The organism is Streptomyces sp. HD (assembly GCF_028369295.1).
Classification (GTDB): Bacteria; Actinomycetota; Actinomycetes; order Streptomycetales; family Streptomycetaceae; genus Streptomyces.
This window is the reverse complement of the sequence record NZ_JAQMYP010000062.1, coordinates 1-15,749: the sequence shown is the minus strand read 5'-3', so window position 1 is coordinate 15,749 and position 15,749 is coordinate 1. Positions and strand designations below refer to the sequence as shown.

Here is a 15,749-nt window from a genome sequence, read left to right as displayed (position 1 = left end):
GGACGGACGTTCGATCATGCCTTCCGAAGCGTCAAGAAATCGTCAAGAGTTAGGTAAGGTAACGAAGTAGTTGGGTGCGGAGAACCGCCACTTCGTGTCCTATGTACATGAGCTCACGCGCGCGTGAGCGCGTTGAGCCAGGGAAAGGGAACGGCCGCTGACTGTCCACGACCTCAACCAGCTCCTGCTCGTCTGCTCGCTCGTCCTGCTCGTCGCCGTCGCAGCGGTCCGGATCTCCTCGCGCAGCGGGCTCCCCAGCCTGCTCGTCTATCTGGGCATCGGCGTACTCATGGGCCAGGACGGCATCGGTGTCCGCTTCGACGACGCCGAGCTGACGCAGGTCATCGGCTACGCGGCGCTGGTCGTGATCCTGGCCGAGGGCGGTCTCGGCACGAAGTGGAAGGAGATCGAGCCGGCTCTCCCGGCCGCCTCCACGCTGGCGCTGCCCGGGGTCGCGGTGAGCGTCGGGGTCACCGCGACGGCCGCGCACTACCTGGTCGGGCTGGACTGGCGGCAGGCGCTCATCATCGGGGCGGTCGTCTCCTCCACCGACGCCGCCGCGGTCTTCTCCGTCCTGCGCAAGATCCCCCTCCCCTCGCGCGTGACGGGCACCCTGGAGGCAGAGTCCGGCTTCAACGACGCCCCCGTGGTCATCCTGGTGGTCGCCTTCTCCGAGCACGGCCCGATCGAGCACTGGTACCTGCTGGTCGCCGAGATAGCCCTGGAGCTGGCCATCGGCGCCGCCATCGGGCTCGCGGTGGGCTGGCTGGGCGCCTGGGGCCTGAGACACGTGGCGCTGCCCGCCTCCGGTCTCTACCCGATCGCCGTCATGGCCATCGCCGTCACCGCGTACGCCGCGGGCGCCATGGCGCACGGCAGCGGCTTCCTGGCCGTTTATCTCGCCTCGATGGTGATGGGCAACGCCAAGCTGCCGCACTGGCCGGCCACGCGCGGGTTCGCCGACGGGGTCGGCTGGATCGCCCAGATCGGCATGTTCGTGCTGCTCGGCCTGTTGGTCACCCCGCACGAGCTGGGTGACGACATCCTGCCCGCGCTCGTCATCGGGCTGGTGCTGACCATGGTGGCGCGCCCGCTGAGCGTCGTGATGTGCCTGACGCCGTTCGGGGTCCCCTGGCGGGAGCAGGCGCTGATGTCCTGGGCCGGGCTGCGCGGCGCCGTGCCCATCATCCTGGCGACGATCCCCATGGTGGGCGGCGTGGAGGACAGCCGGCGCATCTTCAACATCGTCTTCGTCCTGGTCGTCGTCTACACGCTGGTCCAGGGTCCGACACTGCCCTGGCTCGGCCGCAAGCTGCGCCTCGGCGGCAGCCCCGAGCCCTCCGACCTCGGCATCGAGTCGGCGCCCCTGGAGCGGCTGCGCGGGCATCTGCTGTCCTTCGCAATCCCCGAGGGCTCGAAGATGCACGGCGTCGAGATCAACGAGCTGCGGCTGCCCGCCGGGGCCGCCGTGACCCTGGTCGTCCGCGACGCAAAATCGTTCGTTCCGCTGCCGACGACGGTGCTGCGGCGCGGGGACGAACTGCTCGTCGTCGCCACGGACCCGGTGCGGGACGCCGCCGAGAACCGGCTGCGCGCCGTGGGCGCCGGGGGCAAGCTGGCCGGGTGGCTGGGGACGAACGGGACAAGCTGATCGCAGGCAGAGCACGGCATGGTGCTCATTTTCACAAGGTCAGAGCCCCCTGTTCCCTGTACTATGCAGGCGTAACCCCAGATCGAACCAACTCTGCCTGACGCAGAGCTGGCGCGACCGTATGGCGGCCGGGACGTCCTTCCTCACGTGGACGCCGGTATCTACCGCAGTTCCGCGCAAGAGGACAGCTCTCGGCGCCGCCCCCCACCCGCAGGGGCCGTGCTACCAGGCGGCAGAAAGGCACGGGCCGTGGCATCCACGGTCACCCGCGAGCCGTCGAAGGTCTCGTCGGAACCCTCCTCCCGCCCGGGATACGGACAGCTGCTGCGCACCCGCGGCGCCTGGACGTTCCTGCTGCCCGGCTTCGCGGCGCGCCAGCCGTTCGCGATGCTGACCATCTCCATCGTGCTGCTGGTGCAGCACACCACCGGTTCCTACGGTGCGGCGGGCGCCGCCGCGGCCGTCACCGGCGTCTCCATGGCACTGTTCGCCCCCTACAGCGGCCGCCTCGCCGACCGCTACGGGCAGCGCGTCGTCCTGATCCCCGGCGTCCTCGTGCACACCCTGTCCGGCCTGACCCTGACCGCGCTCGCCCTGGCCCACGCACCCCTGTGGGCCCTGTTCGTGGCGGCCGTGCCGACCGGTGCCTCGGTGCCGCAGGTCGGCCCCATGGTGCGGGCCCGCTGGGGCGTGAAACTCCAGGGCTCGCCCCTGATGACGACGGCCGCCGCCTTCGAGTCGGTCACCGACGAGCTGACCTTCGTCGTCGGCCCGCTGCTGGCCACCGCCCTGTGCACCGCCGTCGACCCGGCCGCCGGCCTGGTCACCGAGGCCGCGCTCACGCTGCTCGGCGGTCTGCTGTTCGCCGCGCAGAAGAGCACCCAGCCCTCGGTCACCGTCGGCGGGCACGCGCGCGTGGAGCACGCTTCCGCGCTGCGCGTCCCCGGCGTGCGCGTGCTGATCGTGACCTTCCTCGGCATCGGCTCCGTCTTCGGTGGCATGCAGGTCTCGCTGGCCGCCTTCTCCGAGTCCATCGGCGAACCCGGCCTCAACGGCGTCCTCTACGGCACCTTCGCCGCGGGCAACATGCTCTCCGGCATCGCCTGCGGAGCGATCGCCTGGAAGGTGGCCCCGCAGCGCCGCCTCGTCCTCGGCTACGCCGCCCTCGCGTTGGCCGCGTCCGGACTGTGGGCCGCACACTCGGTGCTGGTCCTGGCGGGCCTCGGTCTGCTCGTCGGCATGTGCATCGCGCCCGCCCTGATCACCGGCTACACCCTGGTCGAGGACCTGGTCCCGGCCGGTGCCCGCACCGAGGCCTTCACCTGGCTGACCGGCGCGGTCGCGCTCGGCCAGGCCGGCGCCGTCACGGTCGCCGGACAGCTGGAGGACCGCTTCTGGGGCGGCGCCGGATTCCTGGTGCCGATGGGCGGGACGCTGCTCGCCCTGGCGACCCTGCTGGCACTGCGTTCCCGGCTGGTCTCCCGGCCCCGCGGCCGGACCGTCGCACGTGGCGTGGGTCACCGAGTGCCGGTGGCAGTGGACTGAGCGGCTGGAATACGTCACTATGGACCGTCGTTAGCACTCATCGAGTGAGAGTGCCAGGAGGAAGACAGTGCCCACCTATCAGTACCAGTGCACCGAGTGCGGCGAGGGCCTTGAGGCGGTGCAGAAGTTCACCGACGACGCCCTGACCGAGTGCCCCAGCTGCCAGGGCCGCCTCAAGAAGGTGTTCTCCGCGGTCGGCATCGTCTTCAAGGGCTCCGGCTTCTACCGCAACGACAGCCGCGGCGCCTCGTCGAGCAGCTCGCCGGCGTCGTCCAAGCCGTCGACGACCTCCTCGTCCGACTCGTCGACCTCTGCGTCTTCGTCGTCCACTTCGTCTTCGTCGTCCTCGGACTCGAAGTCGTCGAGCGCCGGCACCTCCTCCAGCAGTTCCGCCGCGTAGGGCTCGTCTCCTACGGGCACGGAGGCCCCACTCCTTACGGGACCCTGTCGTCATCCGGCGACGGGGTCCTCGGCGTTTCCGGGGGCGGTTAGGGTGCGGGCATGGCGAACAAGGCGAACGTCGAACTCGGCGTGATCGGCGGATCCGGTTTCTACTCGTTCCTCGACGACGTGACCGAGATCCAGGTGGAGACCCCCTACGGGCCGCCCAGCGACTCCCTCTTCCTCGGCGAGATCGCCGGCCGGCGGGTCGCCTTCCTGCCCCGGCACGGACGCGGCCACCATCTGCCGCCGCACCGGATCAACTACCGGGCCAACCTCTGGGCGCTGCGCTCGCTCGGCGTGCGCCAGGTCCTCGGCCCGTGCGCGGTGGGCGGCCTGCGGCCCGAGTACGGGCCGGGCACACTGCTCGTGCCGGACCAGCTGGTCGACCGTACGAAGTCCCGGGTGGGCACGTACTTCGACGGGCTGCCGCTGCCCGACGGCACCGTGCCGAACGTGGTGCACGTCTCGCTGGCCGACCCCTACTGCCCCACCGGTCGTGCGGCCGCGCTGAAGGCGGCGCGCGGGCGGGACTGGGAGCCGGTGGACGGCGGCACGCTGGTGGTCATAGAAGGCCCGCGCTTCTCGACCCGTGCGGAATCGTTGTGGCACCAGGCACAGGGCTGGTCGGTGGTGGGCATGACCGGCCACCCCGAGGCTGCGCTCGCCCGTGAACTGGAGCTCTGCTACACGTCGTTGACGCTGGTCACCGACCTGGACGCGGGCGCCGAGACCGGCGAGGGCGTCTCGCACGACGAGGTCCTGCAGGTGTTCGCGGCGAACGTGGACCGGCTGCGCGGGGTGCTGTTCGACGCGGTGGCCGCGCTGCCGGCGAACGAGGAGCGGGACTGCCTCTGCACCAAGGCGCTGGGCGGGATGGATCCGGGGTTCGAGCTGCCGTAGCGGGCGCGCTGGGGCGGGCGCCCCGGGGCGGGTGCCCTTCAGCTGGTGCTCTTCAGCTGGTGCCCTTCAGCTGGTGCTCTTGGGGGCGGGCGGAACGCCCCGTTCGGGTGGGGGAGTTGTTCACAACCGGCCGGTAGTCCACGGGCTCCGGCGGGCGGCGGCGCGATGTCGGATCGTGGCTTCGCAAGCCGTTCCGTCGTCGCTGGTGGTGGTCCTCTTGTCCGTTGTCCCGTCGTTGCCTTCCCCTTCTTCCTCCCCCGCTTTCCCTTCCTCCCCTGCCTCCCCCGCCTTCCCTTCCTCCCCCGCCTTCCCCGATTCCCGTGCCGTCGCCCCGCTCCCGGCGGGCACGGACACCCCGGCCACCTGCGAGGTGCCGCACTTCGCCCCGGTGCGGGTGCGCGGTGGGCGGTATCGGCTGGGGCGACTCGTACGGCACCGGAGGCGGGCCGTGGCGGCCGGGCTCGCGGTGACCGCGGCGGCGCTCGTGGCGGCGGGGCCACGGGAGACGGTGCCGCGGGAGGCCGACCGGGCGCGTGGGCATCCGGTGGCGGAGCCGGTACGTCAGCACCGGGCCGTGCAGCGGGTGTCCGCGCCGGTGCGGATCGCCGACGGGGCCACGGTACGGCTGCTGCGGCCCGGTGACCGGGTCGATGTGATCGCCGCGGAGGAGACGGCCACGGGCGGTGCCGCCGAGGTCGTCGCGCGCGGGGCTCGGGTGTCGAAGGTGCCGGAGCCCCTGGACGCCGCGGGCGACAGCGGGGCGCTGGTGGTGCTGTCGGTGCCGCGTTCCACGGCGGCGCGGCTCGCGGGGGCGAGTGCCACGGCGCGGCTGGCGGTGACGCTGTGCTGAGCCGGATCAGGCATGGCGCGCGGTCAAGTCGCTCGATGGAGGGCTCCGATTGGACAGGATGGCCGAGAGCTGACGTAGGTTGCGGAGCGGTCTGTTCCACAACCTGTGTGTGCGAGGGGTGGCTCCGAAGTGAGCGAGAAGAAGGATCCGAGCCTGTGGGAGGGCTTCAAGGCCTTCCTGATGCGCGGGAACGTAGTCGATCTGGCGGTCGCGGTGGTCATCGGCGCCGCGTTCACCAACATCGTCAACGCGGTGGTGAAGGGGATCATCAACCCGCTGATCGGCGCGATCGGCACCAAGAATCTCGATCACTACAGCTCGTGTCTGAGCTCGACGTGCAAGGGCGAGCAGGGCATCCAGATCCTGTGGGGCTCGGTGCTCGGCGCAACCCTCAGCTTCGTGATCACCGCGGCCGTCGTCTACTTCCTGATGGTCCTGCCCATGGCGAAGTACCTGGCCCGGGTGGAGGCCCGCCGCAAGGCCAAGGAGGGCGCGCAGGAGGTCATCGAGGTGACCGAGCTGGAGGTCCTCAAGGAGATCCGCGACGCACTGGTGGCCCAGCGCGGCTCGGGGCACGACCAGCGGTAGCGGCTCGGACCTGCCCTCAGGTGTGGTCGGGGCCTCGGATGTGCCGGGGCCCTCAGATGTGGTGGGGCGGCTTCTCGTCGAGGAAGCGCTTCAGGTCGGCCGCGCTGTCGCCGTCGCGGCCCGGCCGCTCGCCCCATCCCCGGTCCGTGTCGTCCGAGGACTGCTGGTCCAGCGGGTCGTCGAAGATCAGCGCGGGCTTCGGCTCGCGCGGCTCGGGGGCGGGGGCGGTACTCATGCGTCCAGGGTACGGCCCTCCTCACGACCGCCCTCCCCTCGACGGCCTTCCTTCACAGCAATTCCCGGCCCCGTCTGCTGTGCTTGACCTCATGACGTCCAGTTCCACTCCCGCGCCCGACCCCTCCCACGCGTTCGCCGGCCATCGCCCGTTGCGCAGGCTCATGGCCCGTGGTCGTGGTGAGGCGCACCGGGCCTCCACTCCGCTGGAGCTCTTCTTCGACCTGTGCTTCGTCGTGGCCATCGCCCAGGCGGGCATCCAGCTGGTGCACGCCGTCGCCGAGGGGCACGCGGGCGAGGGGATCCTCGACTACGCGATGGTGTTCTTCGCCATCTGGTGGGCCTGGATGAACTTCACGTGGTTCGCCTCGGCCTACGACAACGACGACGTCCTCTACCGGGTCGTCACCCTGATCCAGATCGCCGGTGTGCTGGTACTGGCGGCCGGGATCTCCCGGGCGTTCGAGGACCACGAGTTTCTGGCGGTGTGGCTGGGCTATGTGATCATGCGGCTCGCCATGGTGACGCAGTGGCTGCGCGTGGCCAGGTCGAGCGAGGCCCCGGAGAGAACGATGGCCCTGCGGTACGCCGGCGGTGTGCTGCTGTGCCAGATCGGCTGGCTGGGGCTGGTGGTGCTGCCCGAGGGCGCCAGGGCGTGGGTGTTCCTGGTGATGGCGGTCCTGGAGATGTGTGTGCCGCTGTATGCGGAGAAGGACCACCCCACGTCCTGGCACCCGCGCCATATCGCCGAGCGGTACGGCCTGTTCACGATCATCGTGCTCGGCGAGACCATCGCCGCGGCCACGGTCGCCGTGAAGAACGGCATCGACGAGAACGACGAGCTGGGCGAGCTGCTGCCGATCGCGGCGGGCGGGCTGCTGATCATCTTCGCCGCCTGGTGGATCTACTTCGTGGTGCCGATCCATGTCCACCTGCGCTCCAACAAGCAGGCGTTCCTGTGGGGTTACGGCCACTATCTGGTCTTCGCCTCGGCGGCCGCGATCGGCGCCGGCCTGGAGGTGGCGGTCGAGCAGGCCGTCGGCAAGGCGCACATCTCGACGCTGGCCGCGTCGGCGGCGGTGACCCTGCCGACGGCGCTGTATCTGCTCACCGTCTGGGCGCTGCACTCCCGCCACTTCAAGTTCGGCATCACCCAGCAGCTGGTGCTGCCGAGCACGGCCCTGTTGGTGATCTGCTGCACGTTCCTCGGTGAGTGGGCGGTACTCGCGGCCGGACTCGTCTCGGCGCTGGCGGTGGCGACCGGGACGACGCTGACGGCGCGTATGTCGGGCCGGGAGCACAGACAGCCGGTGAGTGCGCCGGCCTCCTGAGGCTCCCGGGCCGAACGGCAGACGGGGTCCTGGGAGGGAGCGGGTGTCTGGACGAGACTTGGGGCATGACAGTTGACGCTCTGACAGATGTCGCCGGGCTGCGGGTGGGGCACGCGACGCGCACCGGCGACGGTTGGCTCACCGGCGCGACGGTCGTCCTCGCCCCGCAGGGCGGGGCCGTCGCCGCCGTGGACGTACGCGGCGGGGGCCCCGGCACCAAGGAGACCGACGCGCTCGATCCGCGCAACGTCGTACAGAAGGCCGAGGCGATCGTGCTGACCGGCGGCAGCGCCTACGGGCTCGACGCGGCGTCCGGCGTGATGGCCTGGCTGGAGGAGCAGGGGCGCGGAGTGCGGGTGGGGGCGGATCCGGCACATGTCGTGCCGGTGGTGCCCGCGGCGTGCGTCTTCGACCTCGGGCGGGGCGGCGACTTCCGCGCCAGGCCGGACGCGGCCACCGGGCGGGCGGCGGTCGAGGCGGCCGCGGCGAGCGAATCCGGCGCTGCCGTGCAGGAGGGATGTGTGGGCGCCGGTACGGGGGCCGTGGCCGGGGCGGTCAAGGGCGGGGTCGGCACCGCGAGCACCGTTCTGGACTCGGGGATCACGGTGGCCGCCCTGGTGGTGGCCAACTCGGCGGGCGCGGTGGTGGATCCGGAAACGGGGGTGCTGTACGGGGAGTTGTTCCAGGGGCGGGTGGACTACCCGGAGGAGCAGGTGCACGAGGCCGCGTGCCGGCGCCTCGCCGAGATCACGGCCAAGAACGCACCGCCCCCGCTGAACACCACGCTCGCGGTGGTCGCCACCGACGCCCAACTGTCCAAGGCGCAGGCCCAGAAGCTGGCCGGCACCGCCCACGACGGCATCGCACGCGCCGTGCGCCCGGTGCACCTGCTCCACGACGGCGACACGGTCTTCGCCCTGTCCACCGGGGAACACCCCCTCGACCCCGACCATCCCCTCGCCCTGAACCCCCTTCTCGCGGCGGGCGCGGACACGCTGACCCGGGCGATCGTGCGGGCCGTACGCGCGGCCGAGTCGGTGGACGGGCCGGGTGGATCGTGGCCGTCGTACCGGGAGTTGTACGGGGAGCGCTGACGACGCCTCGACGCGTACCGGCGGGCTGCACCTGACTCGGGTGGGCGATTGTCGCGGTTCTGTCACGTGATGGCGTTCATCGCGCACGGTGGGAACCCGGTCCCGTGGCGGTGGACTCTCTCACCGTGGAACGGAACGGATCCCGCAGACCGCATGAAGATGGAGCAGATCGTGACAACGCCGGACATAGCAGCGCGGCGCGCACTGGGGGCCTGTGCCGCCCTGGTGATCGGCGCCCTGACGCTCACCGCCTGTGGTGGGAGCGCCAAGGCCGACAACGGGGACGACAAGGGTTCGTCGAAGTCGTCCGCCGCGGAGATCGTGATCTCGGCGAAGGACGGTTCGACGGGGGCGTCGATCAACTCGACCGGTGTGAAGGTCAGCGGCGGCAAGCTGACCGGCGTGAAGATGACGGTGTCGGAGAGCGGGCAGGCGGTGCCGGGTTCGCTGTCCTCCGACGGCGGTAGCTGGAAGCCGAAGGAGCAGCTGGAGCGGGGGACGAAGTACCAGATATCGGCCACCGCGAAGGACGAGGACGGGCGCACCAGCGCCGCCGACTCCACCTTCACGACGGTCAGCTCCGCCAACAGCTTCATCGGGACGTACACGCCCGACGACGGCACCACGGTCGGCGTCGGCATGCCGGTGTCGTTCAACTTCGACAAGGCGATCAGCAACAAGAAGGCCGTGCAGTCGCACATCACGGTCACCTCCAGCAGCGGCCAGAAGGTGGTCGGGCACTGGTTCGGCACGCAGCGGCTCGACTTCCGGCCCGAGGAGTACTGGAAGGCCGGTTCCAAGGTCACGATGAAGATCGACCTGGACGGCGTCGAGGGCGCGAACGGCGTCCACGGGGTGCAGAAAAAGACGGTCACCTTCGCCATCGGCCACTCGCAGGTGTCGGCGGTCGACGTCAACACGCAGACGATGACGGTCGTACGGGACGGCAAGACGATCAAGTCGGTGCCGATCTCGGCGGGCAGCTCGGAGTTCACCACGTACAACGGGCAGATGGTGATCACCGAGAAGTTCGAGAAGTTGCGGATGGACAGCAGGACGGTCGGTCTCGCCAACGCGTACGACATCCCGGATGTGCCGCACGCGATGCGGCTGACGCAGTCGGGGACCTTCATCCACGGCAACTACTGGTACAACAAGGGCAACCCGCCCTTCGGCCGCCAGGGCACCAGCCATGGCTGCGTCGGCCTGCAGGACGTGCAGGGCGGGCAGGGGGACACGCCCTCCAAGTGGTTCTTCGACAACTCGACCGTCGGCGACGTGGTGATCGTCAAGAACTCCCCCGACAAGACCGTGACGCCGGAGAACGGGCTCAACGGCTGGAACATGGCGTGGAGCGAGTGGGTCGCGGGCAGCGCCGCGTGATCCGCTGAAGTAGCGTCCCAGCAGGGTTTCTGACGTTCCATCGGGCCGCGCGGGAACTTCTCGCGCGGCCCGAGCGTATTACCGGACGTACGTTTTCTCGGTTCCCGGACATGATGTCCGACCGAGGGGCTACGGTATGCACCCACAAGGTGACATGCAGCAACGCCGGGAGAAACCTTGAGCGTTCCGTACGAGACGGCAGCGTACGAACCACCCGAGTCGCCGGAGTCTCCGGAGGAGCACCTCGCGCGACTCCTCGGCCGCGCCCTGAACTCCTTCGAGCTGCCCGACGAGGCGATACGGCGGCTCGACTGCGCGCTGGCTCACGACAGTTCGCTGCACTCCGCGCACCACAGCGCGGGGCTGCACCGCGAGACGTACCGGCACACCTGGCTGCTCGCCGACGGCTCGGCGCTCACACTGTGGGAGCTCGTCCACAACACGGCGCGGGGCAGGATGCCGCAGCACGAGGTGTACGCCGACGAGGAGGAGCTGCGCGCCGCGACCGCGCGGCTGCCCCTGCCGCCGGACGCACCGGACTTCGAACTGCCGGTGACGGTGCAGCTGTCGCCGATCCCCGCCCCCCGGCACGCGTATGTGCCGGACGACTCGGCGGACCACGCGCGCCGGCTGCTGCGCCGGGCGGAGAACGCCGACCGGCCGGACACGGAGATGGCCGAGTTACTCGCCACTGCGTTCGCGCACCAGATCACCCAGGCGTTCGGGCGCCCGTCCCGGGCGGGGCGCGCCGGGCTGTGCTTCTCGCTCTACGAGCACGCATTCCTGCTGCGCGACGGCAGGGAGGTCTCCCTGTGGGAGGTCGAGCACACGGCGACGCCGGACGGGCGGCACATGTGCGAGGTGTACGTCGACGAGGACATGGCGCGCGATGCGATGGAGCGCCGGGCGGCGCAGGTGTCGTAACGCCGGTCACGCCGCTCAGTGGCCGCCGTTGAGCTGTCGTACGAGTCCCGCGAACGCGTCCCGTTCCGCCGGGGTGAGTTCGACGGCCTCCAGGTCGGGGGCCGGCTGCCGCTGGTGCGGAAGTGCCGAGAGGTCCGTGTGCCGGCGCCGCGACGGCTGTTCGGCGCGGAAGGCGCGCAGGACGCGGGCCAGGCCGATCACCCAGAGCACGGCCGCCAGGGCGAGGACGGACGCGCCCAGCATCTGGAGGAACGAGACGTGCTCAGGCATGGGCCCCAGTAGACACCACGGTCCGGGCCTATGGGCCCGGACCGTGACGTATCTCGCAGGTGCCGTGAACAACTCACAGCGCCTCAAAGGGACAAGCGGGAACCTGCGCCGCTACCGGCTGCCCTTCACCGCTGCCGACTGCCCTACGCCGCCACCGGCTGCTTCGCCTGCGCGGCTTCCGCGGCCGGGGACTCGGCGGCGGCCGTGCCCTCCGGTGCCGTCTTGCGCATGCCCTTCAGGACGATGACCAGGCCGGCCGTGACCGCCGTACCGACCGCGATGGCCAGCAGGTAGAGGAACGGCTTGCCGATCAGGAAGGTGACCCAGATGCCGCCGTGCGGGGCGCGCAGGGTCGAGCCGAAGGCCATGGTCAGCGCACCGGTCACCGCGCCGCCCGCCATGGAGGCGGGGATGACGCGCAGCGGGTCGGCCGCGGCGAACGGAATCGCGCCCTCGGAGATGAAGGAGGCACCCAGCACCACGGCGGCCTTGCCGTTCTCGCGCTCGGCCGTGGTGAACAGCTTCTTGCGGACAAAGGTCGCCAGGGCCATGCCCAGCGGAGGCACCATGCCCGCGGCCATCACGGCGGCCATGACCTTCATCGCGGAGTCGCTCGGATCCTGCACCGTGATACCGGCGGTGGCGAAGGCGTACGCGACCTTGTTGACCGGACCGCCCAGGTCGAAGCACATCATCAGGCCGAGCAGGATGCCGAGCAGGACGGCGTTGGTGCCGGAGAGACCGCTCAGCCAGTCGGTCATGGCCTTCTGGGCCTCGGCGATGGGCTTGCCGATCACCACCAGCATCAGGAAGCCGACGATCATCGATGAGATCAGCGGAATCACGACCACCGGCATGATGCCGCGCAGCACTGGCGGGATCTTGATCCGCTGGATTCCGAGGACGACGCCACCGGCGATCAGACCGGCGACAAGACCGCCGAGGAAACCAGCGTTGATGTTGGAGGCGATCATGCCGCCGACGAAGCCGGGGACGAGACCGGGCCGGTCCGCCATGCCGTACGCGATGTAACCGGCGAGGACGGGGATCAGGAAGCCGAACGCGACGACGCCGATCTGGAACAGCAGCGCCGCCCAGCTGTGGATCTGGAGCCAGTCGAAGTGCTCGGTGACCGGCTGGGCCTTGTTGATCTCCCAGCCGCCGATCGCGAAGCCGAGGGCGATCAGCAGACCGCCGGCCGCGACGAACGGGACCATGTAACTCACGCCGGACATCAGCCACTTGCGCAGCTTGGAGCCGTAGCCCTCGCCGGGCTCGCCGGCCCGCTCCACGGGGGTGCCCCCGCCGGGCCGGGCGGCGGCCGTGGCCTCGCCGCGGGCCGCCTTCTCGCGGACCTCGGCGATGAGCGCGCCGGGGCGGTTGATGCCCGCCTTCACACCGACGTCCACGGTGGGCTTGCCGGCGAACCGGTCCTTCTCGCGTACGGCCACGTCGTGGGCGAAGATCACGCCGTCCGCCGCCTCGATCACGGCCGGGTCGAGCCGGGTGAAGCCGGCCGAGCCCTGGGTCTCGACGACGAGTTCGACGCCCGCCTCGCGGCCCGCGTTCTCCAGCGACTCGGCCGCCATGTACGTGTGGGCGATGCCGGTCGGGCAGGAGGTGACGGCGACGATACGGAACGGGCGCTCGCCGTCGCCGGAAGCCGCGGCCGGGGCGCCCGGCGCCGGGGCGTTCGCGCCCTCGGCGTGCGCGCCCGGCACCGGGGCCGTGGTTCCCGTGGCGTCGTCGGCGGAGGCCGCCACCGACGACGCCACGGAATCTGCGGAGGCGGCCGGGGCGGCCGCCTGGGGCTCCTCGCCCCGGATCAGCGCCGCAGCGGACGCCGCGTCGCCCGCCGACCGCAGCGCGTCCGTGAACTCGGCGTTCATCAGCTGACGGGCCAGCGACGACAGGATCGTCAGATGGGCGTCGTCCGCGCCGGCCGGGGCGGCGATCAGGAAGATCAGGTCCGCGGGACCGTCCGCCGCGCCGAAGTCGATGCCGGCCGCGCTGCGCCCGAAGGCGAGCGTCGGCTCGGTGACGTGCGCGCTGCGGCAGTGCGGGATGCCGATGCCGCCGTCGAGGCCGGTCGGCATCTGTGCCTCACGGGCGGCCACGTCGGCGAGGAAGCCCTCCAGGTCGGTCACCCGACCCAGGGCGACCATGCGCTCTGCGAGGGCGCGCGCCGCCGCTTCCTTGGTATCGGCGGACAGGTCGAGATCGACCAGGTCCGCGGTGATCATGTCGCTCATCGCGGGCTCCTTCGCACGCGTATCGCCCGGGGAGTCTGGTGGGCGGAGAAGGGGACGGGGGTGCCATGGGGGGTGGCGGGACTGCGGTGGGGGGTGGCGGGGGTGGAGGAGGCGGGGTCGGGGAGGGCCCGCGTCCTCCGGGCGGCAGAGCGGCTCAGGAGGCCCTGCCGTCCGTCGGCGGCCGTGAGTAAGTGCGAGCTTCGCCGCTCGACGGACCGATCGGCAAGAACTGTGACAACCACGACATTCGTCATGACACCGGCTCCTTCAGTACGCGATCCACCGGCACCTCGGCCGTGACCGTCACCGCCGCCAGGTCCAGGTCGCCCGGGGACGGCATCACGCTGCCGGGCAGCTGTACGGCGGCCGCGCCATGGGCGACCGCCGAGGCGAGCGCCTCCGGGCCGCTGCCGCCGGCTATGAGGAACCCGGCGAGGGAGGAGTCGCCGGCGCCGACATTGCTGCGTACGACGTCCACGCGCGCGCTGCCGAACCAGGCGCCCGAGCCGTCCACCAGCAGCTGTCCGTCGGCGCCCAGGCTCGCGAGGACGGCGTGCGCGCCCATCTCGCGCAACTCCTCGGCCGCCTTCATCGCGTCGCCCACGGTGGACAGGGGACGCCCGACGGCCTGCGCGAGCTCCTCGGCGTTCGGCTTCACCACGTCGGGGCGGGCGCGCAGGGCTTCGAGGAGGGCGCGCCCGGAGGTGTCCAGCGCGATCCGTGCGCCTCCCGAGTGCGCCCGGGCGACCACGTCGGCGTACCAGGACGGTGCGAGCCCGCGCGGCAGGCTGCCGCAGCAGGCGATCCAGCCGGCGTCGCGGGACTGCTCGCGCACCGTCTCCAGGAGCAGTTCCTGCTCGGCCGCGGACAGCTCGGGGCCGGGCGCGTTGATCTTCGTCAGTACCCCGTCCGACTCCGCGAGGGCGATGTTCGAGCGGGTGGCCCCGGCGACCGGCACCGGCGCGACCTCGATGCCCTGCGCGTCGAGCAGGTCGGCGACGAGGGCGCCGGGCGCGCCGCCCAGGGGCAGGACCGCGATCGTGCGCTGCCCCGCCGCCGCCACGGCACGTGAGACGTTCACGCCCTTGCCGCCCGGGTCCATGCGCTCGCCGGTGGCGCGGATGACCTCGCCGCGGTCGAGGGACGGGACCTCGTAGGTGCGGTCCAGGGACGGGTTCGGGGTGACGGTGAGGATCATGCGCACTCGTTTCTGAACACTTCTAAACACACAGCACTTCAGTGCCGCCGCGCTCTATGGCGGTGGCGTCTTCGGGGCTCAGCCCGCTGTCGGTGATCAACAGGTCCACGTCGCCCAGGTCGCCGAAGCGGGCGAAGTGCTCCTGGCCGTGCTTGGAGGAGTCGGCGAGCAGCACCACCCGGCGGGCCGCGGCCACCGCCGCGCGCTTGACCGCGGCCTCGGCGAGGTCGGGCGTGGTCAGACCGTGCTCGGCGGAGAAGCCGTTGGCCGCCACGAACAGGACGTCGGCGCGGATCTCGCCGTACGCCCGCAGCGCCCAGGCGTCCACGGCGGCGCGCGTACGGTGCCGCACGCGGCCTCCGATCAGGTGAAGCTGGATGCCCGGGTGGTCCGCCAGACGGGCCGCGATGGGCAGGCTGTGCGTGACGACGGTGAGGGACGCCTCCAGCGGGAGCGCCGCGGCGAGGCGGGCCACCGTCGAACCGGCGTCGAGGATCACCGTGCCCTCGGTGGGCAGCTCGGCGAGAGCCGCCTTCGCGACGCGGTCCTTCTCGTCGGCCGCCGTCGACTCGCGCTCGGCGAGGTCCGGCTCGAAGTCCAGGCGCCCTGCCGGGATCGCGCCGCCGTGCACCCGGCGTACGAGCCCGGCGCGGTCGAGGGCCTTCAGGTCCCGGCGGATCGTCTCCGCCGTCACCTGGAACTCCTCGGCCAGCGACAGGACGTCCACTCGGCCGCCGTCACGGGCGAGCCGGAGGATCTCCTGCTGCCGCTCCGGTGCGTACATGTCCGTTCGCCTCCGAACTGTGCCCGAACTTGTGGTTTCGCAGGGAGGCTACGCCCGGATTTCCGGAAAGTAAACAGGTTCGGGCTCAATCGGGCATGAACGGGCTCGCGACACGGAGAGATGCAGGAGGAGGTGCGGGAGGGAGGTTCACGAGGAGGTGCGGAAACGGCGAGGGGGGGGGGCGCCCCCCCCCCCCCCCCCCCCCCCCCCCCCCCCCCCCCCCCCCCCCCCCCCCCCCCCCCCCCCCCCCCCCCCCCCCCCCCCCCCCCCCCCCCCCCCCCCCCCCCCGCGCCCCCCCCCC

At 71.4% G+C, this 15,749-nt stretch carries 15 protein-coding genes; 10 read left to right on the top strand and 5 right to left on the bottom strand.

The features are described from left to right. Nucleotides 1-157: 157 nt before the first annotated feature. From POF73_RS39515 to mscL, 6 genes are all read left to right on the top strand, one after another. A complete protein-coding gene (locus POF73_RS39515) occupies nucleotides 158-1,651 on the top strand; it encodes a potassium/proton antiporter (protein WP_272124245.1) in 1,494 nt (497 codons plus the stop codon). Nucleotides 1,652-1,900: 249 nt separating this feature from the next. Next, nucleotides 1,901-3,196 (top strand): MFS transporter, encoded by a 1,296-nt coding sequence (locus POF73_RS39510; RefSeq protein ID WP_272124203.1) that lies wholly within the window; start codon nucleotides 1,901-1,903, stop codon nucleotides 3,194-3,196. A gap of 67 nt (nucleotides 3,197-3,263) precedes the next feature. Continuing rightward, nucleotides 3,264-3,596, top strand: a complete 333-nt coding sequence (locus POF73_RS39505) for an FmdB family zinc ribbon protein (RefSeq protein ID WP_272124202.1) — start codon at nucleotides 3,264-3,266, stop codon at nucleotides 3,594-3,596. Between the two features lie 101 nt (nucleotides 3,597-3,697). Continuing rightward, on the top strand, nucleotides 3,698-4,540 hold the full coding sequence (locus POF73_RS39500) for an S-methyl-5'-thioadenosine phosphorylase (protein ID WP_272124201.1): 843 nt from the start codon (nucleotides 3,698-3,700) through the stop codon (nucleotides 4,538-4,540). Nucleotides 4,541-4,910: 370 nt separating this feature from the next. Then, nucleotides 4,911-5,390, top strand: a complete 480-nt coding sequence (locus POF73_RS39495; protein ID WP_272124200.1) for a hypothetical protein — start codon at nucleotides 4,911-4,913, stop codon at nucleotides 5,388-5,390. Between the two features lie 129 nt (nucleotides 5,391-5,519). After that, on the top strand, nucleotides 5,520-5,978 hold the full coding sequence (gene mscL, locus POF73_RS39490) for a large conductance mechanosensitive channel protein MscL (RefSeq protein WP_272124199.1): 459 nt from the start codon (nucleotides 5,520-5,522) through the stop codon (nucleotides 5,976-5,978). A 52-nt stretch (nucleotides 5,979-6,030) separates the two neighbouring features. Here the strand turns inward: mscL and POF73_RS39485 are convergent, their stop codons facing one another. After that, nucleotides 6,031-6,213: a hypothetical protein gene (locus POF73_RS39485; RefSeq protein ID WP_272124198.1), complete on the bottom strand. Its 183-nt coding sequence runs from the start codon at nucleotides 6,211-6,213 to the stop codon at nucleotides 6,031-6,033. 91 nt (nucleotides 6,214-6,304) lie between these two features. Here POF73_RS39485 and POF73_RS39480 point away from each other — a divergent pair, with 91 nt between their 5' ends. From POF73_RS39480 to POF73_RS39465, 4 genes are all read left to right on the top strand, one after another. Further along, complete coding sequence (locus POF73_RS39480) at nucleotides 6,305-7,543, top strand: low temperature requirement protein A (protein ID WP_272124197.1); 1,239 nt, start codon at nucleotides 6,305-6,307, stop codon at nucleotides 7,541-7,543. 65 nt (nucleotides 7,544-7,608) lie between these two features. Continuing rightward, nucleotides 7,609-8,637 carry a P1 family peptidase gene (locus tag POF73_RS39475; RefSeq protein WP_272124196.1) on the top strand — a complete coding sequence of 343 codons (1,029 nt, stop codon included), beginning with the start codon at nucleotides 7,609-7,611 and terminating at the stop codon, nucleotides 8,635-8,637. 171 nt (nucleotides 8,638-8,808) lie between these two features. Beyond that, nucleotides 8,809-10,020 (top strand): L,D-transpeptidase, encoded by a 1,212-nt coding sequence (locus POF73_RS39470; RefSeq protein WP_272124195.1) that lies wholly within the window; start codon nucleotides 8,809-8,811, stop codon nucleotides 10,018-10,020. Between the two features lie 177 nt (nucleotides 10,021-10,197). Further along, on the top strand, nucleotides 10,198-10,944 hold the full coding sequence (locus tag POF73_RS39465; RefSeq protein ID WP_272124194.1) for a DUF6227 family protein: 747 nt from the start codon (nucleotides 10,198-10,200) through the stop codon (nucleotides 10,942-10,944). 15 nt (nucleotides 10,945-10,959) lie between these two features. On the opposite strand, the gene POF73_RS39460 is transcribed toward POF73_RS39465, so the two are convergent. From POF73_RS39460 to POF73_RS39445, 4 genes are all read right to left on the bottom strand, one after another. Then, complete coding sequence (locus POF73_RS39460) at nucleotides 10,960-11,214, bottom strand: hypothetical protein (protein ID WP_272124193.1); 255 nt, start codon at nucleotides 11,212-11,214, stop codon at nucleotides 10,960-10,962. A gap of 143 nt (nucleotides 11,215-11,357) precedes the next feature. Then, complete coding sequence (locus POF73_RS39455) at nucleotides 11,358-13,466, bottom strand: PTS fructose transporter subunit IIABC (RefSeq protein ID WP_272124192.1); 2,109 nt, start codon at nucleotides 13,464-13,466, stop codon at nucleotides 11,358-11,360. Between the two features lie 250 nt (nucleotides 13,467-13,716). Continuing rightward, the gene (gene pfkB / locus POF73_RS39450; protein ID WP_272124191.1) at nucleotides 13,717-14,664 is read right to left on the bottom strand and encodes a 1-phosphofructokinase; all 948 of its coding nucleotides are present in this window, start codon (nucleotides 14,662-14,664) and stop codon (nucleotides 13,717-13,719) included. A gap of 22 nt (nucleotides 14,665-14,686) precedes the next feature. Then, entirely contained in the window at nucleotides 14,687-15,448 is a 762-nt protein-coding gene (locus POF73_RS39445) for a DeoR/GlpR family DNA-binding transcription regulator (RefSeq protein ID WP_272124190.1), read from the bottom strand. Nucleotides 15,449-15,749 lie beyond the last annotated feature (301 nt).

Coding starts and splice junctions, on each gene's coding strand:
- POF73_RS39500 (WP_272124201.1), top strand. CDS start 3,698: ATGGCGAACAAGGCGAACGTCGAACTCGGCGTGATCGGCGGATCCGGT.
- POF73_RS39485 (WP_272124198.1), bottom strand. CDS start 6,213: ATGAGTACCGCCCCCGCCCCCGAGCCGCGCGAGCCGAAGCCCGCGCTG.
- POF73_RS39480 (WP_272124197.1), top strand. CDS start 6,305: ATGACGTCCAGTTCCACTCCCGCGCCCGACCCCTCCCACGCGTTCGCC.
- POF73_RS39475 (WP_272124196.1), top strand. CDS start 7,609: ATGACAGTTGACGCTCTGACAGATGTCGCCGGGCTGCGGGTGGGGCAC.
- POF73_RS39460 (WP_272124193.1), bottom strand. CDS start 11,214: ATGCCTGAGCACGTCTCGTTCCTCCAGATGCTGGGCGCGTCCGTCCTC.
- POF73_RS39455 (WP_272124192.1), bottom strand. CDS start 13,466: ATGAGCGACATGATCACCGCGGACCTGGTCGATCTCGACCTGTCCGCC.
- pfkB (WP_272124191.1), bottom strand. CDS start 14,664: ATGATCCTCACCGTCACCCCGAACCCGTCCCTGGACCGCACCTACGAG.
- POF73_RS39445 (WP_272124190.1), bottom strand. CDS start 15,448: ATGTACGCACCGGAGCGGCAGCAGGAGATCCTCCGGCTCGCCCGTGAC.